The organism is Pseudomonas macauensis (assembly GCF_047902425.1).
In the GTDB taxonomy this organism is placed as follows: Bacteria; Pseudomonadota; Gammaproteobacteria; order Pseudomonadales; family Pseudomonadaceae; genus Pseudomonas.
On record NZ_CP138377.1, the window covers coordinates 2734757 to 2756358 of the forward strand.

General features: G+C 67.6%; 20 protein-coding genes. 16 read left to right on the forward strand and 4 right to left on the reverse strand.

Features of this window, described 5'->3' with window-relative positions:
- Positions 1–627: 627 nt before the first annotated feature.
- The 3 genes from cysN to SD196_RS12800 form a co-directional block, all read right to left on the reverse strand.
- The gene (gene cysN, locus SD196_RS12790; protein WP_370599508.1) at positions 628–2520 is read right to left on the reverse strand and encodes a sulfate adenylyltransferase subunit CysN; all 1893 of its coding nucleotides are present in this window, start codon (positions 2518–2520) and stop codon (positions 628–630) included.
- Positions 2520–3416 (reverse strand): sulfate adenylyltransferase subunit CysD, encoded by an 897-nt coding sequence (gene cysD / locus SD196_RS12795; protein ID WP_416311576.1) that lies wholly within the window; start codon positions 3414–3416, stop codon positions 2520–2522. The genes cysN and cysD overlap by 1 nt, the downstream gene beginning before the upstream one ends.
- A 111-nt stretch (positions 3417–3527) precedes the next feature.
- Positions 3528–3998 carry an SRPBCC domain-containing protein gene (locus SD196_RS12800; RefSeq protein ID WP_416311577.1) on the reverse strand — a complete coding sequence of 157 codons (471 nt, stop codon included), beginning with the start codon at positions 3996–3998 and terminating at the stop codon, positions 3528–3530.
- A 152-nt stretch (positions 3999–4150) separates the two neighbouring features.
- Between SD196_RS12800 and SD196_RS12805 the strand changes: the two genes are divergently transcribed.
- The 6 genes from SD196_RS12805 (at position 4151) to SD196_RS12830 (ending at position 9664) form a co-directional block, all read left to right on the forward strand.
- Positions 4151–5263, forward strand: coding sequence for a DUF1214 domain-containing protein (locus SD196_RS12805; protein WP_416311578.1), 1113 nt, complete (start codon positions 4151–4153; stop codon positions 5261–5263).
- Positions 5263–6426: a sulfotransferase family protein gene (locus tag SD196_RS12810; protein ID WP_416311579.1), complete on the forward strand. Its 1164-nt coding sequence runs from the start codon at positions 5263–5265 to the stop codon at positions 6424–6426. The genes SD196_RS12805 and SD196_RS12810 overlap by 1 nt, the downstream gene beginning before the upstream one ends.
- Positions 6427–6448: 22 nt before the next feature.
- Positions 6449–7237: an SDR family oxidoreductase gene (locus tag SD196_RS12815; RefSeq protein ID WP_416311580.1), complete on the forward strand. Its 789-nt coding sequence runs from the start codon at positions 6449–6451 to the stop codon at positions 7235–7237.
- A 9-nt stretch (positions 7238–7246) separates the two neighbouring features.
- Positions 7247–8251, forward strand: a complete 1005-nt coding sequence (locus SD196_RS12820; protein ID WP_416311581.1) for an acetyltransferase — start codon at positions 7247–7249, stop codon at positions 8249–8251.
- Positions 8248–9003: a glucose 1-dehydrogenase gene (locus SD196_RS12825; RefSeq protein WP_275607300.1), complete on the forward strand. Its 756-nt coding sequence runs from the start codon at positions 8248–8250 to the stop codon at positions 9001–9003. The genes SD196_RS12820 and SD196_RS12825 overlap by 4 nt, the downstream gene beginning before the upstream one ends.
- Positions 9004–9220: 217 nt before the next feature.
- A complete protein-coding gene (locus SD196_RS12830) occupies positions 9221–9664 on the forward strand; it encodes a nuclear transport factor 2 family protein (protein ID WP_416311582.1) in 444 nt (147 codons plus the stop codon).
- Between the two features lie 669 nt (positions 9665–10333).
- On the opposite strand, the gene SD196_RS12835 is transcribed toward SD196_RS12830, so the two are convergent.
- Positions 10334–11503 (reverse strand): helix-turn-helix transcriptional regulator, encoded by a 1170-nt coding sequence (locus tag SD196_RS12835; RefSeq protein ID WP_416311583.1) that lies wholly within the window; start codon positions 11501–11503, stop codon positions 10334–10336.
- 243 nt (positions 11504–11746) lie between these two features.
- Between SD196_RS12835 and SD196_RS12840 the strand changes: the two genes are divergently transcribed.
- From SD196_RS12840 to SD196_RS12885, 10 genes are all read left to right on the forward strand, one after another.
- Entirely contained in the window at positions 11747–12643 is an 897-nt protein-coding gene (locus SD196_RS12840) for a VOC family protein (RefSeq protein WP_416311584.1), read from the forward strand.
- A gap of 10 nt (positions 12644–12653) precedes the next feature.
- On the forward strand, positions 12654–13535 hold the full coding sequence (locus SD196_RS12845; RefSeq protein ID WP_416311585.1) for a CoA transferase subunit A: 882 nt from the start codon (positions 12654–12656) through the stop codon (positions 13533–13535).
- A gap of 2 nt (positions 13536–13537) precedes the next feature.
- Positions 13538–14347, forward strand: coding sequence for a CoA-transferase subunit beta (locus tag SD196_RS12850; protein ID WP_370599501.1), 810 nt, complete (start codon positions 13538–13540; stop codon positions 14345–14347).
- Between the two features lie 2 nt (positions 14348–14349).
- Positions 14350–15213 (forward strand): enoyl-CoA hydratase, encoded by an 864-nt coding sequence (locus SD196_RS12855; protein ID WP_416311586.1) that lies wholly within the window; start codon positions 14350–14352, stop codon positions 15211–15213.
- Positions 15210–16310: an NAD(P)H-dependent flavin oxidoreductase gene (locus tag SD196_RS12860; RefSeq protein ID WP_416311587.1), complete on the forward strand. Its 1101-nt coding sequence runs from the start codon at positions 15210–15212 to the stop codon at positions 16308–16310. Before SD196_RS12855 ends, SD196_RS12860 begins: the two co-directional genes overlap by 4 nt.
- Positions 16291–17043, forward strand: coding sequence for an enoyl-CoA hydratase family protein (locus tag SD196_RS12865; RefSeq protein ID WP_331314668.1), 753 nt, complete (start codon positions 16291–16293; stop codon positions 17041–17043). Before SD196_RS12860 ends, SD196_RS12865 begins: the two co-directional genes overlap by 20 nt.
- 19 nt (positions 17044–17062) lie before the next feature.
- Positions 17063–18229 (forward strand): acyl-CoA dehydrogenase, encoded by a 1167-nt coding sequence (locus tag SD196_RS12870; RefSeq protein ID WP_331314670.1) that lies wholly within the window; start codon positions 17063–17065, stop codon positions 18227–18229.
- Positions 18230–18241: 12 nt separating this feature from the next.
- Positions 18242–19303 carry an acyl-CoA dehydrogenase family protein gene (locus SD196_RS12875; protein ID WP_416311588.1) on the forward strand — a complete coding sequence of 354 codons (1062 nt, stop codon included), beginning with the start codon at positions 18242–18244 and terminating at the stop codon, positions 19301–19303.
- Between the two features lie 10 nt (positions 19304–19313).
- Positions 19314–20462, forward strand: a complete 1149-nt coding sequence (locus SD196_RS12880) for an acetyl-CoA C-acetyltransferase (protein ID WP_416311589.1) — start codon at positions 19314–19316, stop codon at positions 20460–20462.
- A 139-nt stretch (positions 20463–20601) separates the two neighbouring features.
- Positions 20602–21477, forward strand: a complete 876-nt coding sequence (locus tag SD196_RS12885) for an SDR family oxidoreductase (RefSeq protein ID WP_331314676.1) — start codon at positions 20602–20604, stop codon at positions 21475–21477.
- Positions 21478–21602: the final 125 nt, after the last annotated feature.

Here is a 21602-nt window from a genome sequence, read left to right on the forward strand (position 1 = left end):
CTCTGCGCAATACCTCCACTCGGCCTCCTGACGGGACTCTGCGCGCGCCTGATACCTTGGCTGCTTCATGCTGGATTTCTCTTCGTAGGATGGCGTGGAGCGAAGCGATACCCATCACGGCGCATAACGCTGCGCGTTATGCGCCCTACGGGCGTTCATCCTGCAGCGTGGGTGCTCGCGGACAAGGGCTAGGCGCCCCGTCTCTCCTACGGGAGCGCAGCTTCTGCTCTGGCTCTATAAGACTTCCAGAGAAATATCCGCACACTCCAGAACGCCCCTTCAGGAGGCCGAGTGGAATCGGAGTTTCAGGGGTTGAGCGGCATGGATGCCGCGAGAGCGCTGTCGGGCCAGGGATGGCCCGTCAGCGCGTGCCCCTGAAACTTCGATGGAACGAGGGGAGTCCCGCGAAGCGGGACCCGGATGATGGGGCAAAGACCTTTGGTTACTTTCTGTCGTTTGAGAAAGTAACTCGCCCGAGGGGGCGAAACAAAATCTTCCAGCACACGCCGAAGCGGCGCAGAAACACCGCCCCCAAAACGGCGGATAACGCCTAAGGCGTTGTCCGCCCTACGAAAAACAAAGGCCCGCCCCGGTGCGGGAGCGGGCCTGGATGCCTTACCGCTCGGATCAACCCTTGAGCAGAATCTCCACGATCCGCTCCGCAGCCGCTTCCGCCGATTCATGGCGGGTGTCGATGCGGATCTCTGGCGTCAGCGGCGCCTCGTACGGCGAGTCGATGCCGGTGAAGTTCTTCAGCTCGCCACGCCGGGCCTTCTGGTACAGCCCCTTGGGATCGCGCTCCTCGGCCAGGCTCAGCGGCGTGTCGACGAAGATCTCCAGGAAGTTGCCTTCGCCCGCCAGGTTGCGCGCCATGTCGCGTTCGGCGCGGAACGGCGAGATGAAGGAGACCAGGGTGATCAACCCGGCATCGAGCATCAGCTTCGCCACCTCGGCCACGCGGCGGATGTTCTCCACGCGGTCGGCCTCGGTGAAGCCCAGGTCGCGGTTCAGGCCGTGGCGCACGTTGTCGCCGTCGAGCAGGTAGGTGTGCCGGCCGAGGGCGTGCAGCTTGCGCTCCACCAGGTTGGCGATGGTCGACTTGCCGGCACCGGACAGCCCGGTGAACCACAGCACCCGCGGCGTCTGGCCCTTGAGCGCAGCGTGGGCCTCGCGGTTCACGTCGATGGCCTGCCAGTGCACGTTCTGCGCGCGGCGCAGGGCGAAGTGCAGCATGCCGGCGCCGACGGTGCGGTTGCTCAGTCGGTCGATGACGATGAAACCGCCGGTGTCGCGGTTATCGGCGTAGGCATCGAAGGCGATCGGGCGGTCTAGGTTGAGGTTGCACACGCCGATCTCGTTCAGCTCCAGGGTGCGCGCGGCCAGGTGTTCCAGGCTGTTCACGTCGACCCGGTGCTTGAGGCTGGTGCAGCTCATGCCGACGGTGCGGGTGCCGATCTTCAGCAGGTAGGGGCGGCCGGGCAGCAGGGCGTCCTCGTCCATCCACACCAGGGTGGCCTCGAACTGGTCGGCCACTTCCGCCGGGGCGTCGGCCGGGGTGATCAGATCGCCACGGCTGATGTCGATCTCGTCTTCCAGGGTCAGGGTCACCGCCTGGCCGCAGACCGCTTCATCCTGCTGGCCGGCGGTACCGAGGATGCCGCTGACCACGCTCTGCTGGCCCGAGGGCAGCACGCGAATGCGCTCGCCGACGCGGATGCTGCCGGCGGCAATGTTGCCGCTGAAGCCTCGGAAGTCCAGGTTCGGTCGGTTTACCCATTGCACCGGCAGGCGGAACGCGGCCTGGCTCTGCCGTGATTCCTCCAGCGGTACGCTTTCCAGGTATTGCAGCAGGCTCGGGCCCTGGTACCAGGGGGTGTTCGGGCTGGCTTCGAGCATGTTGTCGCCGCGCAGCGCGGAGAGCGGGATGCACTGGATGTCGTCGAGGCCGATCTGCGTGGCGAAGGCGCGGTAGTCGCGTTCGATGCGCTCGAAGACTTCCTGCGAGTAGTCCATCAGGTCGAGTTTGTTGATCGCCAGCACCACCTTGCGGATACCCAGCAGGGACACCAGGTAGCTGTGCCGGCGGGTTTGCACCAGCAGGCCCTGGCGGGCATCGACCAGGATCACTGCGAGGTCCGCGGTGGAGGCTCCGGTGACCATGTTGCGGGTGTACTGCTCGTGGCCGGGGGTGTCGGCAACGATGAACTTTCGCTTGTCGGTGGCGAAGAAACGGTAGGCCACGTCGATGGTGATGCCCTGTTCGCGCTCGGCGGCCAGACCGTCCACCAGCAGGGCGAAGTCCAGTTCCTCGCCCTGGGTACCGAGCTTCTTGGAGTCCGCTTCGAGCTGGCCGAGCTGGTCCTCGAAGAGCACCTTGGACTCGTAGAGCAGGCGGCCGATCAGGGTGCTCTTGCCGTCATCGACGCTGCCGCAGGTGATGAAGCGCAGCAGTTGCTTGTGCTGTTGCTGCGCCAGGTAGGCGCCGAGGTCGTCGCGCGCCGATTGGGTGATGGCGTTCATCAGAAGTACCCCTCTTGTTTCTTCTTCTCCATGGAGCCGGCCGAGTCACTGTCGATCAGGCGGCCCTGGCGTTCGGAGGTGCGGCTGACGAGCATCTCCTGGATGATTGCCGACAGGTCGTCGGCGTCGCTGTCGATGGCACCGGTGAGCGGGTAGCAGCCCAGCGTGCGGAAGCGCACCTTGCGCATTTCCGGGGTCTCCCCGTCGCGCAGCGGCAGGCGGTCGTCGTCGACCATGATCAGGGTGCCGTCGCGGCGCACCACCGGGCGCTCCTTGGCGAAATACAGCGGCACGATGGGGATCTGTTCCAGGAAGATGTATTGCCAGATGTCCAGTTCGGTCCAGTTCGACAGCGGGAACACCCGCAGGCTCTCGCCCTTGCGTTTGCGCGTGTTGTAGAGCTTCCAGAGCTCGGGGCGCTGTTGCTTGGGGTCCCAGCGGTGCTGCTCGGAGCGGATCGAGAACACCCGCTCCTTGGCCCGTGATTTCTCCTCGTCGCGGCGCGCGCCGCCGAAGGCCGCGTCGAAGCCGTAGTGGTCCAGCGCCTGCTTCAGGCCCTGGGTCTTCCAGATGTCGGTGTGCAGCGCCGAGCCGTGCTCGAAGGGGTTGATGTTGCGCTCGACGCCCTCGGGGTTGATGTGCACCAGCAGCTCCAGACCCAGGCGCCTGGCGGTCTGGTCGCGGAACTCGATCATTTCGCGGAACTTCCAGGTGGTGTCCACGTGCAGCAGGGGGAAGGGCGGCTTGCCCGGGGCGAAGGCCTTCATCGCCAGGTGCAGCATCACTGCGCTGTCCTTGCCGATGGAGTAGAGCATCACCGGGTTCTCACACTCGGCGACCACTTCGCGGATGATCTGGATGCTTTCCGCTTCCAGCCGTTGCAGATGACTCAACATCACTTACCTCCTCGTGTCTTGCCGTCCTCGGGGTCGGCGTGACACCACGGTAGGTAATGCGCCGTCGCGGGTTCTTCGTCCGAGCGGACGAAAAAACCGCGACGGCCAAACTCAGGCCGGTACCGCGTTCAATGCCTCGGCACGCGCTTTGACCGCCAGGGCCACGGCGTCGAAGCCCTGTTTGACCCACGGGCCATGGTTGGCCATCACCTGATCGGCGGTAGGGCCGAGGAACTGATCGGTGGTCTGGTAGCGGCAGCTGTTCGGGCCGGTGGATTCGATGATTTGCTCGCGGCGCGCGGCATCCGGGTTGTCGGCGCTGGCGATCATTTCCCAGGCGAGCAGGCGATGCGGTTCGAAGTCGGCCAGGTACTCGACCACGTGCAACAACTCGCCGGGACGGGTCGGGTCGGGCAGGAACAGGTTGACCGGGTCGCCCAGGCGCAGGCTCGATTCCACCTTGACGGTGTAGGGGTTCCACTGCGGGTAGCTCGGCAGGTCGACCAGGATCGACCAGACCAGCTCGGCAGGCGCCGCGATCTCCACGCTCAGCGAGCGCACCAGGTTCTTCTCTGTGCTCATGGGAGTCTTCCTCCAGACGTGCGCATCGCACCGCGCGACGCGTCAGAGTCGATACTCGGCGCAAGCGTCTTCGCGCTCCTCGTCCGCTCGGACGAAGAATCCGCATGCCGCACCTCCCTATGGTCTGTACAGGCCCACTGGAGGAGACCGAAATGCCCACCGACAGGATCGAACACGAGGTCATCAGCGGCGAAAGCTGGAACCTCTTCTGCGAACAACTGCGCCGCAGCGGCGAACAGATACTGCGCGCCGAGGCGCCCGCCGACGGCCAGACCCGCGCCGAAGGCTTCCGCTACCTGACCCGCCTTTTGCGCATCGCCCTGGAAATGCACCTGGAGTTCGCCGACCCGGACTTCCCTGGCTTCATCACGCCCTCCCACGAGACGGCGAAGATCGGCGCCGACAACCCGGACAACCTGTACCGCTACGCCCGCCTCAATGGCGAGCACCAGTACCGCGTCAGCGGCAGTCGGGGCAGCGTGTTCTACCTGAGCTTCGGCACCCAGAAGGGCGGCTACGAGACCGACGGCAAGATGATCCAGACCGGCTTCATCGACGCCAGCCAGCTGCAGTTGGACGCCGATGGCAACTTCGAGATCATCCTCAGTCAGCACCGGCCGGCCCTTGGCAACTGGCTGCCGATGGAGGCCGCGAGCAACGCGCTGGTGGTGCGCCAGACCTTCCTCGACCGCGCCGCCGAGCAGCCGGCGCAACTGCGCATCGAGCGCCTCGATGGCGGCCAGGCCCCCGAGCCGTTGACCCCGCAGCGCCTGCAGCAGGGGCTGACCCGCGCCGCCTCGTTCGTCGAGGGCACCGCGCGGCTGTTCGCCGACTGGGCCCAGGGCTACCAGGCCCACGCCAACCAGCTGCCGCTGGCGGACCAGGGGCTGTGCCAGTCGGTCGGCGGCGACCCGAACATCATCTACTACCACTCCTACTGGGCGTTGGCCGAGGACGAGGCGCTGGTGATCGAGGTCGACCGGGTGCCCGAGTGCGACTTCTGGAACCTGCAGATCAACAACTACTGGATGGAGTCGCTGGACTACCGCTACCACCGCATCTGCCTGAACAAGCATTCGGCGCAGCTCGACGGGGAGGGCGGCGTACGCATCGTCCTCAGCGCTCGCGACCCGGGCCTGCCCAACTGGCTGGAAACCGCTGGCCACCCCCACGGCACCCTCTGTCTGCGCTGGGTTGGCGCGAAGCAGCCGGTGCACCCGACGACCCGCGTGCTCAAGCTCGCCGAACTCAAGGACCTGGTGTGATGGACGATTTTTCCGCAAAAGCCCTGCTGGCCGAGGCCAGCGCGCGTACAGGGGGGCTCGCTGACTTCGGCGAAGGCGACTTCCGCGAGGCGCTGGACGTGCTCGCCGTCGCCCTGCGTGACGAGGCCAGACTCTCCGCCCAGGGCCGCGCGCTGCTGCGCGAGAAGCTGCTGGCGCAACTGGTCAACCGCCTGGTGCTGGAGGACTACTGCAAGCGTCACCCGGAAATCCTCCAGCAGCCCATCGACGACCCGCTGGTGATCGTCGGCCTGCCGCGCACCGGTACCACGCTGCTGCAGCGCACCCTGGCGGTGGACCCGCAGTTCAGCAAGGCGCAGTGGTGGGAAACCCGCTACCCGGCGCCGCTTGCCGGCGAGGCGGTCGAAGCGCCGGTCCAGCGCATCGAGCGGGCGCGCATGGAGGTGGCGGGGATGATCGAGTTCCTGCCGCAACTGCTGGCCATCCACCCGCTGGACGCCGAGCAGCCGGACGAGGAATTCATGCTCATGGAGCACTCCTTCCTCTGCGCCATGGACTCCTACGTTAACGTGCCGAGCTACACCGCCTGGCTCGACCGCCAGGACCAGGCCCAGGTCTACCGCTACCTGAAGAAGACCCTGCAGTTCCTGCAATGGCAGCAGGCCCTTCGGGGCGTCGCGCCGGGGCGCCGCTGGCTGCTGAAGAGCCCGCAGCACCTGCACACCGTCGAGCTGCTGTTCGAGGTCTTCCCCCGCGCCCAGGTGGTGCTGACCCACCGCGATCCGGGCAAGACCATTCCGTCCCTGGCCAGCTTTATCCATACCCTCTGGCAGCTCTACAGCGAGCAGGTGGACCCGCGCGCTGTCGGCAGCCAGTGGAACCAGCGCATGGCCCGCGCCCTGCGCCACACCATGCAGGTGCGTGAAGACTTGCCGGCCGGGCGCTTCCTCGACGTGCGCTTCGAGGACACCTTGAGCGACCCGCTCGGCGTGGTCGAGCGCATCTACGCCTTCGCCGGCCTCGACCTGACGCCGGACTGCCGCGCGGCCATGCAGCGCTGGCTGGCCGACAACGGCCGCGAGAAGCGCGCCGCCCACCAGTACAGCGCCGAACAGTTCGGTCTCGACGAGGCCGCCCTCGAACGCGACTACGCCGAATACCGCCGCCGGCATATCCAGGCCTGATCCCTACACAGGAGAGATTCCCATGTTGCTGAAAGACAAGGTTGTGATGGTTTCCGGCATCGGTCCGGGGCTGGGCATCAAGCTGGCCCTGGAAGCCGCCCGCGAAGGCGCGCGCGCCCTGGCCATCGGCGCGCGCAACGAAGCGCGGCTGATCGAGGCCGAGGCGCGCATCCACGCCATCGCCCCCGACTGCGAAGTGCTGCGCCTGCCCACCGACGTCACCGATCCCGCCGCCTGCAATGACTTCGCCCAGGCCACCGTGGCGCGCTTCGGGCGCATCGACGCGCTGATCAACAGCGCCTTCTCCCACGGCGGCTTCCAGGCCGTGGAGGAGGGCGACAACGAGCCGCTGCGCGAGGCCCTGGAGGTCAACCTGCTGGGTTCGCTGAACATGAGCCGGGCGGTGCTGCCGACGATGCAGGCGCAACGCGACGGCGCCATCGTCATGATCAACACCCTCGGTGTGCGCAAGCCCTACCAGGGTGGCGCTGCCTACGCGGCGTCCAAGGCCGCGCTGGCGGCTTCGGTGCGCTACCTGGCGAGCGAACAGGCGGTGCACGGCCTGCGCGTCAACGCCCTGGCCTGCGGCTGGATGTGGGGCGAGCCGGTGCAGGCGGTGGTGCGCCAGACCGCCGCTGCGCGGGGCGTCAGCGAGGAACAGGTGCGCGCCGAGTTCAGCGCCGGCGTTCCCGGTGGGCGCATGCGCACCGATGACGAGTGTGCCCGTGCCGCGCTGTTCCTCGCCTCGGACTACGCCAGCGCGATCAACGGCGCGCAGCTCGACGCCAATGGCGGCGAGCTGATGTACTGAGGTGCGGACATGAGCCTGATCGACCACTGCGCCTTCAACGGCGACGCCGACGGCCTCTGCGCCCTGCAACAGCTGCGCCTGGCCGGGGAGCTGGACGCCGGCGTGCGCCTGGTCAGCGGGGTGAAGCGCGACATCGACCTGCTGCGCCGGGTCCAGGCCGGCCCTGGCGAGCGGGTCACCGTACTGGACATCTCCCACGCGCAGAACCACGACGACACCCGACGCCTGCTGGAGGCCGGCGCGCGCCTGCGCTACTTCGACCACCACCATGCCGGCGAGCTGCCCGAGCACGCGGCGTTCGAGTCCTTCATCGACACCGCCGCCGACGTCTGCACCAGCATCCTGGTCGATCGCTACCTCGACGGCCGCTTCCACCGCTGGGCGGTGGCGGCGGCCTTCGGCGATGGCCTGGCCGGTCCGGCGCGGGCCCTGGCGCAGCGCCACGATCTGGCCGCCGCCGATGTCGCGGCGCTGGAGGAACTGGGTCTGCTGCTGAACTACAACGCCTACGGCGAAAGCCTGGCGGACCTGCACTTCGACCCGCTGCGGCTGGCCGCCGAGCTGCTGCCCTATGAGGACCCGCTCGACTTCATCCGGAACAGCCCAAGCTTCATCACGCTGCGTGCCGCCCACGCCGCCGACATGGCGGCGGCGCAAGGCCAGAGCCCGTGGCGCGAGGGGGCGGGCGCGCTGCTCTACCGCCTGCCCACTGAAGCCTGGGCGCGGCGGGTGAGCGGGGTACTGGCCAACCAGTTGGCGAGCCGCGAACCGCAGCGGGCCATCGGTTTGCTCAGCGCCAAGGCCGAGGGCGGCTGGCTGTTCAGCCTGCGCGTTCCGGCGGGCGCAGCGCTGGCAGCGGACGCCTTCTGCCGGGGCTTTCCCACCGGCGGCGGGCGGGCCCGCGCGGCCGGCATCAATCATCTCGACGACGCACAACTGGACGAACTGGCCAGCCGCCTGCTGGCTGGCTATCCGCAAAAGGCCGGGCAGGCCGCCGAGGAGGCAAGAGCATGAAGCGACTGGAAGGAAAGGTAGCCCTGATCACCGGCGCCGCGCGCGGGCAGGGCGCGGCGGAAGCGCGTCTGTTCGTCGAGCAGGGCGGCCGGGTGGTGATCGCCGACCTGCTGGACGAGGAGGGCGCGCGCCTGGCCGACGAGCTGGGTGATGCTGCGCTCTACCAGCACTTGGACGTGACCTCGGCGCAGCAGTGGGATGCGGCGGTGCAGGCGGCTGAAGCGCACTTCGGCCGGCTCGACGTGCTGGTCAACAACGCCGGCATCCTGCTCCTGGCGCCGCTGGAAGAGTGCTCGCTGGAGAGTTACCGCAAGGTCATTGAAGTCAACCAGGTCGGCTGCTGGCTGGGCATGAAGGCTGTGCTGCCGGCGCTCAAGCGCGCCGGTGGCGGCTCCATCGTCAACCTTTCCTCGACGGCGGGCATGGAAGGCGTGGCCGGTGGCAGCGCCTACGTCGCCAGCAAGTTCGCCGTGCGCGGCATGACCAAGTCCGCCGCGCTGGAGCTGGGCCGCTACGGAATCCGCGTCAACTCGGTGCATCCGGGCGGCATCGACACCCCCATGGCGCGCCCGCCGGAGATGGCCGAGTTCGATCCTTCCGCTTTCTACAGCGGCCTGCCGATTCCGCGTATCGGCCAGCCGGAGGAGGTGGCCCGGCTGGTGCTGTTCCTCGCCAGTGATGAATCCAGCTACTGCACCGGCGCCGAGTTCGTGGTCGATGGCGGCATGCTGGCTGGTGCCACTTTCGGCTGAGGCTCCGGGGTTTTCGCTTGCGTCGTGGTCGAGCTTTGCAATGGTTTCCAGCTTGATCTCGTGCGAGGCGTGACCCTGGCTGATCGGCGTATAACGCGGAGCGTTATACGCCCTACACAAAGCTCAATCTCGGCGTAGGGCGTACAACCGTTTGCGGTTGTACGCCGCTGCTCCGGGGTTATCGCTCACGTCGTGATTGAGTTCGGAGGAGGATGACATGCTGTCCCTGCAGGAAATTTCGGATCGGCTGGAGATCCAGCAACTGGCGGTGGACTACTCCGCCGCCATCGACAGCCGCGACTTCGATGCGCTGGACCGGGTGTTCAGCGTCGACGCCTACATCGACTATCGCGCCATGGGTGGCATCGACGGGCATTACCCTGCGATGAAGAACTGGCTGCGCGAGGCGCTGGGCCTCTTCCCGGCCTATCAGCACATGATCTCCAACTTCGCCATCCAGCTGGATGGCGACCAGGCCAGCGGGCGCATCCTCTGCTTCAATCCGATGCAGATGGACCTGGCTGATGGGACTCGGCAGACCTTTTTCCTCGGGCTTTGGTATCACGATCGGTACCGGCGGACCGCTGATGGCTGGCGCATCGAGCGGCGCAGCGAGGAGAAGAGCTATGCGTTCAATGTGCCGGAGGGGCTGCCGGTCTGATTGTTGTAGCCCCGTAGGAGCGGACTCCGTCCGCGATGCTCTTTCTTTTCGTAGGGCGAATAACGCCTAAGGCGGTATCCGCCGCTTTGGCTTTGGGTGTTTCTGCGCTGCTTCAGCGTGTGCTGAGAGATTTTGTTTCGCCCCCTCGGGCGACCTACTTTGGCAAACGACCCAAAGTAGGCAAAGGTCTGTGCCCCTGCATCCGGTTTTTCGCTTAGGCGAAAAATACCCTCGCTCCATCGAAGTTTCAGGGCACGCGCTGACGGGCCATCCCTGGCCCGACAGCGCTCTCGCGGCATCCATGCCGCTCAACCCCTGAAACTCCGATTCCACTCGGCCTCCTGAAGGGGCGCTCCGGTGCGTGTGGATATTTCTCTGGAAGTCTTTAAATTCAGAGCCAGAGTGGAAGCTGCGTCCCCGTAGGAGAGACGGGGGCGCCTAGCCCTTGTCCGTGAAGTCTCACCACTGCACCCACGTTACAGAATGAACTGGGCGAATAACGCGCAACGGTTGAGCCTGGCGTAGGGCGTACAACCGTTCGCGGTTGTACGCCGATACACCGACGCTATCGCTTGCGTCGTGGTCGGGCTTGGCGAGGGGGGGGCCGGCTCTACCCCGTGCAAGGCGTGGCCAAGGCCAATCGGCGTATAACGCGGAGCGTTATACGCCCTATGCCAATGACGCCACGCTGTTGAGCAGCGTCTTCACCAACTCCGCCTGCCTCGTCACGCCAGTCTTGGCGAAAACGCCGCGCAGGTGCGCACGCACGGTATTGCGCGATACGCCCAGGGCGTCGGCGGTCTCGTCGAGGGTCAGGCCGTCCATCATCTGCATCGCCACCTCGGTTTCCGTGCGGGTCAGCTGGAACAGGCTGCGCAGCAGGGTACGCGAGGCGCGGGGCGAGTCGGCCGGGTTGCGGATGAACACCACCAGCGCCGGCTGGCGGGCCTCGCCGTGGCTTTCGTGGTTCAGCGCCAGGGGCCGCAGCAGCAGGTTCAGCGGCATCCCGCCGCTGGGCCGGGATAGCGCCAGAACTTCCACATCGTCCGCCCCTTCGCGCCGTTGCAGCACGGCCTGGATGGCGTTCTGCAGGTTGCGGTTGTCCTGGCGGCCGAAGGCGTGCAGGCGTTCCTGCCGGCACTCCAGGCCGTCGCGGCTGTCGAGCAGGCGCTGCGCGGCGTCGTTGCAGCGCATCAGCCGGCCCTGGGTATCGAGGATCGCCGTGCCCACCAGCAGGCGGTCGATGGTCACGGCATAGAGGCGGCGTTCGGATTCCAGCTGGTCCACCGTGGATTGCAGGTCCACGGCCTGCTGCAGGTGTGGCAGCAGCAGGCGCACCAGGGCCCGCTCCGCCTCGTTGAAGTCTTCGCCCTCGGGGCCGCGGCAGGCAAATAGCGCGCAGTGCATGCCGCCCGGCGTACGCATGTGGGCGACCAGTACATAGCGCAGGTCTAGCGGCGCCAGGTACTGACGGTAGAACTCATGCTCCAGCCAGACCTCGGTGCCCATCACCTGGTCGGCGCTGGCCACCTGGCCTACCGGCCAGTCGAGGAAGGGGCAGATGGAATAGTAGTGCTCGCTGTACGACGGCTCGCCGGGCAGGTGCGGGCCGTGCACCGAGGCGTTGACGATCAGCCCCGGCCGCTGCTGCGCGGGGTTGCGCAGTACCAGGGTGAAGTAGCTGGCGCCGCAGCGTTGGCGCAGGTGCTCCAGCAGGCTCGCCCAGGGCGTGCTCTCCTGCGGGCCGCGGTAGACCAGGTCGAGCAGCTCGCCCAGGGCGGCGGCGTCGATGCCGGCGCGGGCGCACAGCGCCTGGCTGTCGGGAGTGGATGGGTTCATGTGCCGTGCCCGTCCTTCTTATTGTCGTGGGCGGAGTATCGATGCGGCCAGCCGACGGCAAATCGTCCGTTTGGCCTATGCCGCGATGCCCCTTCGGTTATCCCGTCGTTGCCCTCAATCGCCCGCAGCATGCCCCTTTGGCGCTAGTCCCATCGGACGATGTTCGGGTAAGCCCGCGCTGTTTGAATCCTCATCACCGGCCATTCCGCCAGGCGGAGCGGCAATAACGATGAGGAGAACACCATGGATATCCGCGGACTGGGCTACGTGACCGTCCTGGCCAGCGATCTTGCGCGCTGGAGCAGCTACGCCAGCCAGGTGCTGGGCATGATGGTGGATGACGCCGCGCCCGAAGGCGCGCTGTACCTGAAGATGGACGAGCGTCACTACCGCGTGCTGGTGCTGCAGGACGAGCGCGACGGCTACGGTGCCAGCGGCTGGGAAGTGGCCGGCAAGGCCGCCTTCGAGCAGGCCATTGCCGAGTTGGCCCAGGCCGATGTCGAGGTCGTCCGTGGCAGCGCCGCCGACTGCGCGCTGCGCAAGGTCCAGGAACTGGCGCTGTTCCGCGATCCCGACGGCAACCGCCACGAGCTGTTCTGGGGTCCGTGCCAGGACTTCCGTCCCTTCGTTTCCCCGGCGGGTGTCAGCGGTTTCGTCACCGGCTCCATGGGCATGGGCCACGTGGTGCTGCCGGCGCCGGCCTTCGAGCGCTGCCGCGATTTCTATGAGCAGGTGATGGGCTTCGGCCTCTCCGACCTGATGAAGGTGCGCTTCACCCCCGATCCGCAGGAGCCGGAGAAGCGCATCCACTTCATGCACTGCAACAACGCCCGCCACCATTCCCTGGCGATCTTCGAGTGCCCGATCCCCAGCGGCTGCGTGCACATGATGCTCGAGACCGCGTCGCTGGACGACGTGGGCCGCGCCCTGGACCGCATGCACGCCAACGGCGTGAAGCTCTCGGCCACCCTCGGCAAGCACACCAACGATCACATGGTCTCGTTCTACATGCAGAGCCCCGGCGGGTTCGACATCGAGTACGGCCACGGCGGCCTGGAAGTGGACTGGGAGGCGCACACGCCCTTCGAAAGCACCGTGGTCAGCCATTGGGGCCACGACTTCAGCGTCGGCCGCCAGTAAGGAGTTCAACATGGATAAACGCATGACGGCGGCCGAGATGGTCGCCCAGCTGCGCGACGGCATGACCATCGGCATCGGTGGCTGGGGCCCGCGCCGCAAACCCATGGCCCTGATCCGCGAGATCGTTCGCTCGGACCTCAAGGACCTTACCGTCGTCGCCTACGGCGGCGCCGATGTCGGCATGCTGTGCGCCGCCGGCAAGGTGAAGAAGCTGGTGTTCGCCTTCGTTTCGCTGGACTTCATCCCGCTCGAACCCTACTTCCGTAAGGCCCGCCAGGCCGGCGAGCTGGAGGTGATGGAGATCGACGAAGGCATGATGCTGCTGGGCCTGCGCGCCGCAGCGATGAATGTGCCGTTCATTCCCACCGCGGTGGGCCTGGGCACCGACGTGCTCAAGCACAACCCGCAGATCAAGCTGGTGTCCTCGCCCTACGCCGACGGCCGCGACTGGGTCGCGATGCCGGCGCTGAAGCTGGACGCGGCGCTGGTCCACGTCGACCGTGCCGACGCCCGTGGTGTCTGCCAGATCGAAGGGCCGGACCACTACATGGATGACCTGTTCGTCCGCGCCGCGGCGAAGACCTTCGTCAGCTGCGACGAGCTGGTGGAGTCCGCGCACTTCCACGCCAACCCGCAGGCGGCACGCACCGTGTTCTGGGAACGCAACCTCACCGACGGCGTGGTGCACGTCCCCGGTGGTGCCCATCCCAGCTCCTGTGCCCCGCTGTACGGCTTCGACATGCCGCACTTCCAGCGCTACAACGCCTCCGCCCAGGAAGACGACGGCTGGCAGCGCTACTACGACGAATTCATCCGCGACGGCGAAGCCGCCTACCTGGAAAAGGTCGGTGGGCTCGAGTCTCTCCGCAAGCTGCCCCTGCCGGTGTTCTGACCATGACTGACGCAAACGCTTCCTGCAGCCTCGCCGAGCTGTTGATCTGCGCCGCCAGCGAGTGCTGGCGTGACGACGGCGAAGTGCTCGCCACCGGCATCGGCGTGGTCCCGCGCCTGGCCGCTTCCCTGGCCATGCTGACCAGCAACCCGGACCTGCTGATGACCGATTCCGAGGCCTTCATGGTCGCCGAACCGGTGCCGCTGGGCGCCCGCAACGGCTACGTGCCGAAGTTCGACAGCTGGATGGGCTTCTCGCGCATCTTCGACAACGTCTGGGGCGGCCGCCGCCACGCGCTGGTCGGCCCGACCCAGATCGACCGCTTCGGCCAGGCCAACATCTCCTGCATCGGCGACTACGCCAAGCCCAAGGCGCAGATGCTCGGCGTACGCGGCTTCCCGGGTAACTCCATCAGCCACGCCAACTCCTTCTTCGTGCCGTCGCACAGCCGCCGGGTGTTCGTCGAAGGCGAAGTCGACATGGTCGCCTCGGTCGGCTACAACCCGGCGCGCCTGGCCCGTGGCTGGTCGCTGGACGACATCGACATCCGCCTGATCGTCACCGACCTCTGCGTGCTCGACTTCGGCGGCCCGCAGCGCCAGATGCGCGTGCGCTCGCTGCATCCGGGCGTGGAGCTGGCGCAGGTGCTGGACAACACCAGCTTCGACCTGGCCCTGCCGGCGCAGATCCCGACCACCGCGATGCCGTCGGCCGGGCAGCTGGCGATCCTGCAGCAGCTCGACCCGCACAACCTGCGTGGCCGTCAGCTCAAGGACAACCCGCCGGCGCTGCGCAGCGCCAAGGAAGCGTAGTCATGAGCGAAGTCGAAGAGGTCGTTCTCTACGAGGTGCAGGGGCCGGTGGCCCTGGTCACCATGAACCGCCCCGAGTACCACAACGCGCAGAACTCGAAGATGACCTACGCGCTGGACGCGGCCTTCCGCCGCGCCTGCGACGACGATTCGGTCAAGGTCATCGTCCTGCGTGGTGCCGGCAAGCACTTCTCCGCCGGTCACGACATCGGCACGCCGGGCCGTGACGTGAACGAGAGCTTCGACCGCGCGAGCCTCTGGTACGACCACGTGAACAAGCCTGGCGGCGAGTTCCTCTATGCCCGCGAGCAGGAGGTCTACCTGGGCATGTGCCGGCGCTGGCGGGACATCCCCAAGCCGACCGTGGCCATGGTGCAGGGCGCCTGCATCGCCGGCGGGCTGATGCTGGCCTGGGTCTGCGACCTGATCGTCGCCAGCGACGATGCCTATTTCCGCGACCCGGTGGTGCGCATGGGCATCCCCGGCGTCGAGTACTTCGCCCATGTGCATGAACTCAGCCCGCGCATCGCCAAGGAATTCCTCTTCCTCGGTGAGCGCCTGGGCGCCGACCGCGCCTGGCAGCTGGGCATGGTCAACAAGGTGGTGCCGCGCGACGTACTGCTGGACGTGACCCTGGACATGGCCCGCCGCGTGGCCGAGATGCCGCGCCTGGGCCTGCAGCTGGCCAAGCAGGCGGTGAACAACGCCGAGGACCTGATGGGCAAGCGCGCCACCATGGACATGGTGTTCGGCCTGCACCACTTCGCCCATGCCCACAACGAACTGGTCAGCGGCGACCGCCTGGGCGGCTACGATGCCCGCGCCATGGCCAGCTCGCAGCGCGAGCCGGTGGAGGGCGGTCGATGAGCCTGGACCTGAGCACCCGCGTTACCCAACTGCTCGGCTGCCGCTACCCGATCATCCAGACCGCCATGGGCTGGGTGGCCGATCCGCGCCTGGTGGCCGCCACCGGCAACGCCGGCGCCTTCGGCTTCCTCGCCGGCGCCACCATCGAACCGCACCAGATGGAAGCGGCGATCCTCGAAACCAAGTCGCTGACGTCGGCGCCGTTCGGCGTCAACTTCCACATGTACCAGCCCAACGCCGCCGAGATCGTCGAGCTGGTGCTGCGCCACGGTGTGAAGGCAGTGAGCTACAGCCGCTCCCCGGGCAAGCAGATGGTTGCCCGCCTGAAAGAGGCCGGGGTGATCTGCATGCCCACCGTCGGCGCGCTCAAACATGCGCAGAAGGCCGTGGAGATGGGCGCCGATATCGTCACCGTGCAGGGCGGCGAGGGTGGTGGTCACACCGGTTCGGTGCCCACTTCGCTGCTGCTGGCCCAGGTGCGCGAGGCCGTGCAGGTGCCGGTGGTGGCCGCCGGCGGCTTCCATGACGGCGCCGGCCTGGTGGCCGCGCTGTCTCTGGGCGCCGAGGGCGTGGCCATGGGCACGCGGTTTCTGATGAGCCAGGAAAGCCCGGTACCGGACGCCACCCTGGCGCGCTACCTGGGTGTGAAGGACCCGGCCAAGGTCATCGTCAGCCGCGCCCTCGACGGTCTGCCGCAGCGGATGATCCGCAACGAATTGCTCGACGCCCTGGAGGCCGCCGGCCCCTGGCGTCGTCTTGGCCTCGCCGTGCAGTGCGCGCTGGCCTACCGCCGCCACTCTGGCATCAGTCCGGCGCAGATGCTCCAGGCCCTGCGCAACCGTGGCGAGCTGACGCTTTCCCAGGCGCTGCTGGCCGCCAACGCGCCCATGGTGATCCAGAAGGCCATGGTCGACGGCCAGCCCGAAGACGGCGTGCTGCCCGCCGGCCAGGTCGCCGCGCTGCTCGGCAGCCGTCCGCCGTGCGCCGAAATCATCCAGAACATCGTCGCCCAGGCCGAGGCACGGCTTTCCGAGCTGGCCCGCCGGGTAGAACCGCAACCCTCCCAGGAGAGCCTCCATGCTGCCGTTTCGCGTTGAGATCAACGAACACATCGCCGAGATGGTGTTCGACCGTCCGCCGGTGAACGCCTTCAACTGCGCCGGCTGGGCGGCCATCGCCGCCGAGCTGGAACGCCTGGGCCGCGACGACGCGGTGCGGGTCATCGTCATCCGCGCCGAGGGCCGGGGCTTCTGCGCCGGCGTCGACATCAAGGAACTGGCTGCCGACGGCAACCTGATCGTCGCGGTGAACAAGGGCAACTATGACAGCTTCAAGGCCGTGCACCGCAATCCCAAGCCGGTGATCGCCGCCGTGCATGGCTTCGTCCTGGGGGGCGGGATCGGCCTGTGCGGCGCGGCGGACATCGTCGTCGCCAGCGAATGCGCGACCTTCGGCGTGCCCGAGGTGGACCGTGGCGCTATGGGCGGCGGCGCCCACCTGCAGCGCCTGTTCCCGGTGCAGAAGGTGCGCCACATGTACTTCACCGGCGAACCCATCGACGCCTACGAGGCCTACCGCCTGGGCGCGGTGGAGCGCGTGGTGCCGCGCGACAAGCTGCGCGACGCAGCGCTGGACGTGGCGCGCAAGATCGCCGCCAAGAGCCCGGCGATGATCGCCCTGGCCAAGGAGGCGCTGACCGGCATCGAGGACGGCAACCTCGAAGACAAATACCGCTGGGAGCAGGGCTTCACCCTCGAGGCCTACCGCTCGCTGGATTCCCAGGAAGCGCGTGACTCCTTCGTGGAGAAGCGCGAAGCGCAATTCAACTGATCAACCACAGGCACAGCCCATGGACCTTAACTACAACAAAGAGCAACAGGCCTTCCGCGAGGAAGTCCGCGCCTGGCTGGCGGCCAACGTGCCGAAGAACCCCTTGCCCTCGTACGACACCGAAGAGGGTTTCCGCCTGCACCGCGAGTGGGAAGCTCGCCTGCATGACGGTCACTGGGGCATGGTGACCTGGCCGGAAGCCTACGGTGGCCGCGGCTGCGACCTGATCCAGTGGCTGATCTTCGAAGAAGAGTATTACCGCGCCGGCGCCCCCGGCCGGGTCAACCAGAACGGCATCTTCCTGCTCGGCCCGACCCTCATGGAGTTCGGCACCGAGGAGCAGAAGGCCCGCTTCCTGCCGCGCATGGCGCGTGGCCAGGACGTCTGGGCCCAGGGCTGGTCCGAGCCGGGCGCCGGCTCCGACATGGCGGCCATCCGCTCCCGCGCCGAGCGCGTCGGCGACCACTACGTGATCAACGGCCAGAAGACCTGGTCGACCCGCGCGGTCTGGGCCGACTGGCTGTTCGGCATGTTCCGCACCGACCCGGCCTCCAGCCGCCACCACGGCCTGACCTTCATCCTGGTGCCGCTGAGCTCGCCGGGCATCACCGTGCGCCCGATCGCCCAGCTCGACGGCCTGCCAGGCTTCGCCGAGATCTTCTTCGACGATGTGAAGGTGCCGGTGGAGAACGTCCTCGGTGGCGAAGGGCAGGGCTGGCACGTGGCGATGTCCACCGCCGGCTTCGAACGCGGGCTGATGCTGCGCTCCCCGGCCCGTTTCCAGGAGACCGCGCGGCGCCTGCTGCAGCTGTACCTGGAGAACCGCGAAGCCGCCGACCGCGACCCGGCCATCGGCGAGGCGGTGATGCGCGCCTGGCTGGACGCCGAGGCCTACACCCTGAGCACCTACATGACCGCCTCGCGCCTGCAGCAGGGCGGCCGCATCGGCCCGGAATCCTCGACCAACAAGATCTTCTGGTCGGAGCTGGACCAGCGCATGCACGACACCGCCCTGAGCATCCTCGGCGCCCGCGCCGAACTGCTGCCCGAAGCGCCGCTGGCGGGCGAGGTCGGCCGCTGGCTGGACGGCTTCCTGTTCTCCCTGGCCGGCCCGATCTACGCCGGCACCAACGAAATTCAGCGCAACATCATCGCCGAACGCATGCTCGGCATGCCGCGCGCCTGAGGAGCCAGGACCATGGACTTCACTTTCAACGATGACCAACTGAGCTTCCACGACAGCGTGCGCGCCTTCCTCACCAACCAGGTGACCCCGGAGCGCCTGCGCGAACTGTGGGACAGCGAAAGCGGCCGCAGCGACGAACTCTGGGCGCAGCTCGCCGAGCTGGGCCTGACCGCCCTGAACCTGCCGGAGAGCTACGGCGGCCTGGGCCTGGACGAAACCGACTGGATGCTGCCGGCCCAGGAGTGCGGCTACGCCGCCCTGGCCGAGCCGTTGCTCGACACCGTACTGGTGGGCGCGCCGCTGCTGGCCGCGCTGGGCGCCGAACAGGAAGCGCTGAAGAGCCAGTGGCTGGGCCGTATCGCTTCCGGCGAGGCACGCCTGGCGGTCGGGCACCCGGACAACCTGCTGGTGGCCGACGCCCACGTCGCCGACCTGCTGATCCTCGGCAACCACGACGAAATCCACGCGGTACCGCGTGACGCCGTGCAGCTTACCCGCAACCCGGCGCTGGACCCGTCGCGCCATCTGTACAGCGTGACCTGGACGCCCAGCGAAGCCACCCGCGTGGCCAGCGGCGATCAGGCCCGCGCCTTGTGGGCCGCTGCCTTCGAGCGTGGCGCCCTGGCCTGCGCCGCGCAGCAGTTGGGCCTGGCTCGGCGCATGGTCGACCTGGCGGTGGACTACAGCTTCGAGCGCAAGCAGTTCGGCAAGCCCATCGGCAGCTTCCAGGCGGTCAAGCACCTGATGGCCAACGTCGCGGTGCTCATCGAGTTCGCCAAGGCGCCGCTGTACCGCGCCGCGCAGTCCCTCGCCCAGGGCCATCCGCAGGCCGACCTGCACGTGTCCCAGGCGGCCCTGGCCTGCTCCGAGGCGTCCCAGCTGGCGGCCAGGAACGCCATCCAGGTGCACGGCGCCATGGGTTACACCTGGGAAGTCGACCTGCAGCTCTACATGAAGCGCGCCTGGGCCCTGGACAAGGTCTGGGGCGACCGCAGCCTGCACAAGGCGCGGCTGTGCCAGGCGCTGTTCGGCGGGGCGATCAGCGCCGGCGCCGGCCACACCTTCGCGGTTTGAGGAGAACGAAATGGCAGAAGCCTACATAGTCGACGCCCTGCGCACGCCCACCGGCAAGCGCAAGGGTGGCCTGTCGCAGATCCACGCCGCCGACCTGGGCGCCCACGTGCTGCGCGAACTGGTGCAGCGCAACGGCATCCCCGACGCGGACTACGACGACGTCATCTTCGGCTGCGTCGACACCATCGGCCCGCTGGCCGGCGACATCGCCCGCACCTGCTGGCTGGCCGCCGGCCTCGACCAGGGCGTGCCCGGCACCACCATCGACCGCCAGTGCGGCTCCTCGCAGCAGGCGGTGCACTTCGCCGCCCAGGCGGTGATGAGCGGCACCCAGGACGTGGTGATCGCCGGTGGCGTGCAGACCATGACGCAGATTCCGATCTCCTCGGCCATGACCGCTGCCGAACCGCTGGGCTTCACCGATCCCTTCAGCGGCTCCGAAGGCTGGGTGAAGCGCTATGGCTCCACGCCGCCGAGCCAGTTCCGCTCGGCGCAGATGATCGCCGAGAAGTGGCAGCTCAGCCGCGAGGCGCTGGAAGCCTACTCGCTGGAGTCGCATCGTCGCGCGCTGCGCGCCATCGAGGCCGGCCACTTCGCCCGCGAGATCGTCCCGCTGGCCGGCGTGCTGCACGACGAGACGCCGCGCCAGACCAGCCTTGAGAAGATGGCCGAGCTGGAAGCGCTGTTCGGCTGTGACCGCGTCACCGCTGGCGTATCGAGCCAGACCTGCGATGCGGCAAGCGCCATGCTGATCGTCTCCGAGCGCGCCCTGAAGCGTTACAACCTGACGCCGCGCGCGCGCATCCACCACATCAGCGTACGCGCCGACGACCCGGTGTGGATGCTCACCGCACCGATCCCGGCCACCGAGTACGCGCTGAAGAAGGCCGGCATGCGCCTGGACGACATCGACCGGGTAGAGATCAACGAAGCCTTCGCCTCGGTGGTCATGGCCTGGTTGCAGGAAACCGGCTACCCGCACGAACGCACCAACGTCCACGGCGGCGCTATTGCCCTCGGCCACCCGCTGGGCGCCACCGGCACCCGCCTGATGACCACGCTGCTCCACGAGCTGGAACGCAGCGGCGGCCGCTACGGCCTGCAGACCATGTGCGAAGGTGGTGGGCAGGCCAACGTGACGATCATCGAACGGCTGTAACGCGACCACTCTCCCAGGACGCGACGTGGGCGGGCCGAGCGACAGGCCTTCTCCGCTGCACGGACGGCCCCCTCTCCCTTCAGGGAGAGGGTTGGGGAGAGAGCGCTCGCGGCCTGCACTCAACTCTCAGGAGAACCCCATGTCCATCTGCAAAGACCGCGTCGTGATCATCACCGGCGCCGGCGGCGGCCTCGGTCGCGCCTATGCCCTGGCCCTGGCAGCCGAAGGCGCCAAGGTCGTGGTCAACGACATCAACCGCGAAGCCGTCGCCGGCGTGGTCGCCCTGATCCGCGACCAGGGCGGCCAGGCCATCGGCGACAGCCACGACATCACCAACTACGCCGAAGCCGGCGAAATCGTCCGCGCCGCCATCGACGCCTTTGGCGACCTGCACGCCGTAGTCAACAACGCCGGCATCTGCCGCGACCGCATGTTCGCCAGCCTCACCGAGGCTGACTGGGACGCCGTAATGAACGTGCACCTCAAGGGGCACTTCTGCATCGCCAGCCACGCCGTGCACCACTGGCGCGACCAGGCCAAGGCTGGCGTGAAGGTACAGGCGCGCATCATCAACACCAGCTCCGGCGCCGGACTGCAGGGCTCCATCGGCCAATCCAACTACTCGGCGGCCAAGGGCGGCATCGCTTCCCTGACCCTGGTGCAGGCGGCGGAACTGGCGCGCTACGGCATCACTGCCAACGCTCTGGCCCCGGCCGCGCGCACCGGCATGACCGAGCAGGTATTCGCCGACGTGATGAAGAAGCCCGAAGACGGCTTCGACCACTTCGCCCCGGAAAACGTCGCGCCGCTGATTGCCTGGCTGGTTTCCGAAGGCTCCCAGCACGTCACCGGCCGCCTGTTCGAGGTGGAAGGCGGCAAGCTCTCCATCGGCGACGGCTGGCGCCGCGGCCCGGAGCGCGACAAGGGCGCGCGCTGGCTGCCGGAAGAAATCGGCGGCGTGGTGGACGAGCTGATCGAACGCGCCGTGCCGGCGCAGAAGGTGTACGGCACTTGATCCACCGCGCGACCTTGTAGGAGCGGATTCATCCGCGATGGTCCGCATCGCGGACAAAGTCCGCTCCTGCCAGATCAAAAGCCCCTCACCCTAACCCTCTCCCGCAAGCGGGAGAGGGGACGGTT